The 6,772-nt window shown below is 55.6% G+C and carries 5 protein-coding genes; all 5 read left to right on the top strand.

Annotated features, from left to right (window positions below; all coding sequences use genetic code 11):
- Nucleotides 1-1,498: glycosyltransferase (locus QZ377_RS11535; RefSeq protein WP_291441290.1), on the top strand; the 1,498-nt coding region annotated here is incomplete at its 5' end.
- Entirely contained in the window at nucleotides 1,495-2,910 is a 1,416-nt protein-coding gene (locus QZ377_RS11530; protein WP_291441289.1) for a glycosyltransferase family 9 protein, read from the top strand. The genes QZ377_RS11535 and QZ377_RS11530, both read left to right, overlap by 4 nt.
- 166 nt (nucleotides 2,911-3,076) lie before the next feature.
- Nucleotides 3,077-4,945 (top strand): flagellar hook-length control protein FliK, encoded by a 1,869-nt coding sequence (locus QZ377_RS11525; RefSeq protein WP_291441288.1) that lies wholly within the window; start codon nucleotides 3,077-3,079, stop codon nucleotides 4,943-4,945.
- A 25-nt stretch (nucleotides 4,946-4,970) separates the two neighbouring features.
- Nucleotides 4,971-5,831, top strand: coding sequence for a flagellar hook assembly protein FlgD (locus QZ377_RS11520; RefSeq protein ID WP_291441287.1), 861 nt, complete (start codon nucleotides 4,971-4,973; stop codon nucleotides 5,829-5,831).
- Between the two features lie 112 nt (nucleotides 5,832-5,943).
- On the top strand, nucleotides 5,944-6,772 hold an 829-nt coding region (locus QZ377_RS11515; protein WP_291441286.1), incomplete at its 3' end, for a flagellar hook-basal body complex protein.

The following is a 6,772-nucleotide window of genomic DNA, read 5'->3' as shown; positions in this document are numbered from 1 at the left end:
AAAAGAGCAGGAAATACAGAAAATCAGTGGTGTTCTTGCGGGCTTGCCTGCTGAAGAACGCCAACGTATTCACCTGGTCTGCGCAGAAGAAGTAGATGAAGCCCTGCGGCAACTGACCCGCTGGCAGATGCGCCACAGCGGACTGCGCCTGCTGCCTGTGGCTCTGCCCTTCTATCTGCGGCTGGACCGTGCCTATTACGGTCCCCTGCAAAAAGAGCTTGCAGCCAGCACCCGTTTCGATTTCTGGGGCCGTGCTGCCGGCCCCCGCTTCACAGGCGACCAGCCGCGCGTCCTTCTGCTCACAAGCAAATATTTTCTGATGGGCGAACTGGAAGGAGCCTGTCGTAAACTTGGCATTGAGCACAGGCTGGTTCGTATCGAGGACAACAGCGTTGCCTGCACAGATTTTGTGGAGCAGCTGCTTGAGGCTGTTATTTCTTTCCGGCCTGATTGCTGCATAACGCTCAACCATATGGGCGTGGATGTGGAAGGCGTTCTCATGGACCTTCTTGCAAGGTTGCAGTTGCCTCTGGCCTCCTGGTTTGTGGATAATCCCCACCTCATTATTCATCTCTATTCACGTTGCGTCAGTCCCTGGACAGCCCTGTTTACCTGGGATGCGGACAATATTGATAGTTTGCGTGACACAGGCTTCAAACATGTTTTCTATCTGCCTCTCGGCACGGATCCTGACCGTTTTCACCCCGGGCGCGGGGCAGAAGCCCCGGATTCGTGGCAGGCTGACATTTCTTTTGTAGGCAACTCCATGCTGTACAAGGTGGGTGGCCGCCTGAAACACGGCCGTTTCCCCCGCCAGTTGCTGCTGCCTTTTCTTGAGGTGTCCCAAGCCTTCATGGAAAGTGACCAGCGCTCCGTAGCAGATTTTCTGCGCGATTCTTTCCCTGCCGTTTTTGCACACTATCAGGCCCTGCCCGACAACGAGGCACGACTGGCCTACGAAACCGCCATTACATGGCAAGCCACACGCCTGTACCGCAATGGTTGTGTACGCCGCCTGCTGCCGCTGCACCCTCTTATTGTGGGCGACAATGGCTGGCGGTCCGAATTCCGGCACGAAGCCTCTCAGCCGCGCTACATGGATGCCCTGAGTTACTATACGGACTTGCCGCGCTTTTATTGCTGCTCGCATATTAACTTCAACTGCACCAGCAAGCAGATGAAAGGGGCCGTAAACCAGAGGATCTTTGATGTTCCCGCAGCCGGAGCTTTTGTGCTGACCGACTGGCGGCCACAGATGGAACAATTGTACGATCCGGACGAAATGGTCTGCTACCGAGACCCTGATGAAGCCCCGGAGCTGGCGCGTTATTATCTGGCCCACCCGCAGGAGCGCCGTCACATAGCCCGGCGGGCCAGACGACGGGCACTGGCCTGCCACACCTGGACTCACCGGCTGCAGCGCCTGCTTGAACAGATGCGTCAGGTCTATGGAACCCCCGCGACAAAAAAAATTATAGAACGCGGACCAGACGCATGAGCACGGACCCTGTTCTGGTTCTTCAGATGCACCGCATGGGAGACCTGATCCTCACCATGCCCCTGCTTGGCTTCCTTCTGCGCCACTGGGCCGGACACGAGGTATGGGTTGCGGCTGAACCGGATTTTTTTCAGGACCTTATGCCACTGGCTCCCAATGTGGTTTTTTTTCCACCTGCTCACTGCCACGCTCTGGAACAACGCCATTATGAGCTGGCCCTGAACCTGAGCAGCCGTCCGCAGGCTCTGACCTGCCAGGCAAAGCTGAAGGCAAGGCACAAGCTTGGCCCGGAAGCCATCGAAGCCGGCACCCTGCCGAGCCATCAGCACATCAACGGCTACTGGCAACTCTACCGCGCCGCACTGACCCACAACAATCGTAACAATGCCTTTCACTGGGCCGACCTGTATATGTTGGACCTTTCGCCGCAAGCCGATCTTACAGGCGTGTTCCGACCATCTCCCCGCCCGGCGGGAACAGGCCGTATCGGCATGGTTCTCGGGGCCAGTGAACTTGCCAAGCGGCCAGATGCGGACTTCTGGGCGCGGCTGGCACGGCGGCTGGCCGCCGAAGGGATGTTGCCGCTGTTTTTAGGCGGCCCGGCGGAACAGAGCCTGGGGCAGGAGGTCGCCCAAAAATCCGGACTGCCGGGAGCCAATCTTTGCGGACGCCTCTCGCTCAAAGAGTTGGCTGCCCTCATGCGCACGTTGGACCTGTGCGTTACGCCAGACACAGGTCCCATGCATCTGGCCGATTTTGTGGGCGTACCTGTGCTCAATCTTTCCATGGGGCCAGTTCATGCCAGAGAAACGGGACCGTCAGCTCCCGGGCAACATGTTCTACGCGCAGCCATGAGCTGTGTGGGGTGTTGGCAGTGTTACCGTGGAAAGCTTTACTGCAAACAGGCATTCACGGCTTCTGGGGTTGCCAGGCTGATCCTGAGCCTTTTGCGCACGCCTGACCACCCGGCAGTGCCATCGGGCTTGCGTCTGTACAGTACCGGGCGCGATGCCCTGGGGTTATATACCCTCGAGCACGTAGGCCTCGGAACGGATATAAGCTGCCGGCCTTTGCTTGAAGACCTTTGGCAGGCCGTTTTTCTTTTTCTCTACAACCCAGCGCAGCGCGCCTTGCTGATCAGCAGGCTGGAACGCCTGCGCGCGGCTTTTCCCCCAATGGCTGAAAGTGTGGCAGCCGGACTTGCCGGACTTTGTGCCAGTTTTTCACGCCATCTCAAACAGGGCGCGCGCATATTGCCTGATGATTTCTGGCGCTCCCAGCCTCCCGTAATCCGCCTTTTCAGCGGATATTTACACATGCGCATGCAAAATGATGATTACTCCCCCAAAGCATGGCGTATGGCTCTTGATAATCTGGAAGAAATCAGCGCCCTGTTCATGAACCATTCCTGATTTTTCACTTCCTCCCTCCCCTTTCCTTCCTCCGCTCTCCGGTCTTTCTTTTTGCACCCCCCGGCAATACTTGCCTTATTGTTTTTGATTAACCACATAATATATTAAAATAAATAAGTTTTATTTTTTGGAACACTCTTTGTATTACACCGGGTGCAAGGAGTGCATGATGCAGATTATTCCCACAAGCGCCGCCCCGTTCGACGCCCTCTTTACCAGCAGCAAGGATAGCTCATCCTTTGCCGATTTTTTCTCCGCCGTCCACGGTGCTATCGACAGTGTGGAACGGGGGGAGCATGTTTCTGCAAGCTCGGCCATGCAGCAGCCCACGACGACATCCGAAGCGCCGCGTGTGCAGAGTCCGTACAGCCGCACCACTACCAATGGCGTTACCTATACGCTTGACGAAGTATGCTTCACCAAGCAGGAAATAGCTGAACTTCGGCGCGACCTTATCAAGGCAGGCGCCCCGCTTGACGCCCTGAAAAAATTTGATGCCCTGGCAGATCAGCCGGACGGCGCAACTCTTGCCCAGATTATGGCCAGTCTGCAAGGCCTCGGGGGCAGCCCCATTCTCAGCGATGACGACAAGACGCACATCAGCGCCCTGCTCAAGAAAATAGATCCTTCCGGCGTGCTCGAAACCCGCGTGCAGCAGCTCATGGGCGAAGGCAAGGGCGAGGCTGCCCTTGACACTATCTACTCTTTCATTGCGCACCTTGATCCTACTGCGACTATTGATGTGGAAGCAGCCGAAGCGATGGCACTGGGCCGCGGAATCGGACTGGATACAGCAAGCCTGCAAACCCTGCTCAAGGGCTTTGGCGGCAATGATGGCGTGAGCCTGCTCCTGGGACAGTTTTCTTCTCTTATGGCCCCTGCGGCCCATCACTTTACCGCACAAAAAACTGCACAAAAGCAGCTGGATGCAGCTCTGCAACAAACATTGCAGCCTCTTGTAAACAAGGCTCGCGCCCGCACTGAAAAAGAACTTCAGGCAAGTGCTTTGCGCAATAAAGAAGCGCAACAGAGCAAAATTCTTATAGACCAGACCGTTCAGAAAAACACTCGGCATATGCTGGAAGAAACGCTCACCGCCACAGGCCAGGATGGACAGAAGGCCCAAGACCTCGAAAGTTTCGAACGCCAAAGTCACGCCATAAGCAGAAAGCTTGACGGCAGCCAGAGTGCGGGGGTGGGACATGCGGGCGCGCAGGGCAGCAAGGCGGAAACAACCTTTACCCGTGTTTCGGCGAATACTGAGCAGGCATCCAACCAGCAGAGTACAGCGCAACAGCATGCTGAAGGCCCCATGCCAAGCGGAAAGCAAAATGACGGCGGCAAGGGGGGACAAACCGGATATCAGACGTTCGGTGAAGATGGGTCAAACAACAATAAGGATACAGGACGTGATGCCTCGTGGGGAGAAATGACCCGCAAGGTGGAAGCGCAGCCGCTTTTCAACAGCCGGCAGGACAATCAGGCGGCAGCCGCTGTGCTGCAAACACTGGATGCCGCAAATCAGGCATCTCCGGAAGTTTCGCGCCCGGCTCCAATCCCCCGTTATGTGGCACAGCAGGTGGAACAGGGGCTGCTCTCCAACTTCAGAAACGGCACGACCCGGCTGGATCTGCAACTGCACCCCCAGGAACTTGGGGCCATAACGCTCAGCCTCAGCCTGCGTAATGGCGAAGTCAGCGCCACTATCCGCTCTGAAAAGACCGAAACTGCCGAAATGGTCACCCGCCAACTGGAAGCAATCCGCATCAATCTGGAACAGCAGGGGCTCAAGGTGGACAAGGTTGAAGTGCAGCTCAACTCACGCCAACAGGACGAAAATGCCTGGCAGAACCTGAACCAACATAACTCCTGGCAGGAAGAAGATGCCCGGCGCGAAGAACTTTCCCGGCTGAAAAATCTTTCAACAGCGCGTAATAAAACAACTAATTCTGAAGATACAGCTTTGGAACAGCCTGTGCATTCCCATACGCATGCGGCAAGATATGCCACCCGCTCTTTGCATGTGGTGGCATAAAAACAGCCCGGCGTGAGGAGTAGTCATGTCCAGCATTACACAGTCACTGAACAGAACCAATAATGAGTTCAATACCGCCCTGAGCAAGCAAAAGGGCAGCAATCTGGACAAAGATTCCTTCATGCTGCTGCTGGTTACGCAGTTCAAGTATCAGGATCCGCTCAACCCTATGGAAGACAAGGAATTTATTGCCCAGATGGCGCAATTTTCCAGTCTTGAGCAGCTCATGAACCTCAATACGAGTATGGAAGGCCTCACCGACGCCACCAACAATCAGCAGATGATCAATGCCACGTCCTACATCGGCAAGCAGGTCACTGTCAGCGGCAATACCATCGGCAAGGTCACTGATGAAACCACCAAGGAATCTACCATCACGCGCTTCCGGTACGCCCCTGCGGACAATACCGTGGGCGGAACCATCACCGTGCGCGATGCCGACAATAACGTCGTATACGTTGAAGAAGTCAGTCCCAAAAACAAGGGAACCACATACGAATTCCTGTGGAACGGCAAGGCCACTGACGGCACGGTTGCGGGCGATGGCGTATATACGGTCAACCTTGTGTTGCGAGACTCCAATGGCGATGCAGTTCTTTCCGACCAGGTGGTGGACGCCAAGGTTACCGGTGTGGTCAACGATGGCGGCGTGGTCTATCTCGGTCTTGAGGGTGGTCAGCTCATGCCGCTTGCCAATGTGCGGCAGGTTGCTGAACCCGCCACCGTTGCCGCCAAGCCGGACGACAAAGACAAGGACGGGGAAGACGGCGAAGACAAGGAACCTGAAGACGATAAGGACAAAGAGCAGCCCGAATCCCGTGCGAGCACGATGAGTATCGGTGATGTCAATGTCAGCAATATTAATTTTAACGGCAGACTTTTTTAACAGATAAACGCCTAAATACGGCAACCTGACGACAAACAGGAGCCAGGGCTGCGCCAGTAGCGCGCCCTCTCTGAAAATAGATATCCCCCTATCCCGAGACACGGAGGAAATTATGGGTCTTTCAGCAAGTATGTGGACAAGCGTTTCAGGCTTGCTCAGCCACGGTCAAAAGATGAACGTTGTCGGCAATAACATCGCCAACGTGAGCACGCTGGGCTTTAAAAGCCAGCGCATGGACTTCAATGACTACCTGTACCGGGGCATCGGAACCACCAGCGGTCCCAGCCAGATCGGCGCCGGAGCCAGCGTCTACGCCATATTGGGCGACTTTTCCCAGGGTTCGCTTGAAAGCACCAACTCGGTAACAGACCTTGCCATCGACGGTAACGGTTTTTTCCAGGTGCGCAAGCCCAACAGCAAGCAGATGTACTACACGCGCGCAGGTGACTTTTATTTCAATAAGGACCGCGAGCTCCAGAACCCTGAGGGGTATCTGCTGCAAGGCTGGAAGGTGAACAACGAAAAGAAGCTCACCTTTAACAGTGGCGCAACCAACCTGGGCAATACCGACCTTAGCAAGTCCGCCTATGTCGGTTCAGGCACGCCCACTGACATTGTGCTGGACAGCTGGAATATTATTCCCCAGCAGACCACCAACGTCACCTTTACCATGGGACTTACCAACGACGGCAAGGGGGATCGCACTACCAGCAACACCAGCCCCATGACCGCCCTTTTCGACCTGTGGGATGCCAGCAGCAAGCCGCCTCTGGCGGATACGGCCTATGCCACGCAGTCCAGCATTGACGTCTACGATGAAGGCGGGGGTACGCATACCCTTACGGTCTATTATGATCAGGTTGATGCCAGAAAGACCGACAGCAACGGCAACACCATCTATGACATCAAGGGGCTGCCCGCCGGATACACCATATATGAAT

The organism is Desulfovibrio sp., assembly GCF_019424165.1.
Taxonomy (GTDB): domain Bacteria; phylum Desulfobacterota; class Desulfovibrionia; order Desulfovibrionales; family Desulfovibrionaceae; genus Desulfovibrio.
The sequence above is the reverse complement of the archived record's forward strand: the minus strand, read 5'-3'. Positions and strand labels throughout refer to the sequence as shown.

Coding starts and splice junctions, on each gene's coding strand:
- QZ377_RS11530 (WP_291441289.1), top strand. CDS start 1,495: ATGAGCACGGACCCTGTTCTGGTTCTTCAGATGCACCGCATGGGAGAC.
- QZ377_RS11525 (WP_291441288.1), top strand. CDS start 3,077: ATGATGCAGATTATTCCCACAAGCGCCGCCCCGTTCGACGCCCTCTTT.
- QZ377_RS11520 (WP_291441287.1), top strand. CDS start 4,971: ATGTCCAGCATTACACAGTCACTGAACAGAACCAATAATGAGTTCAAT.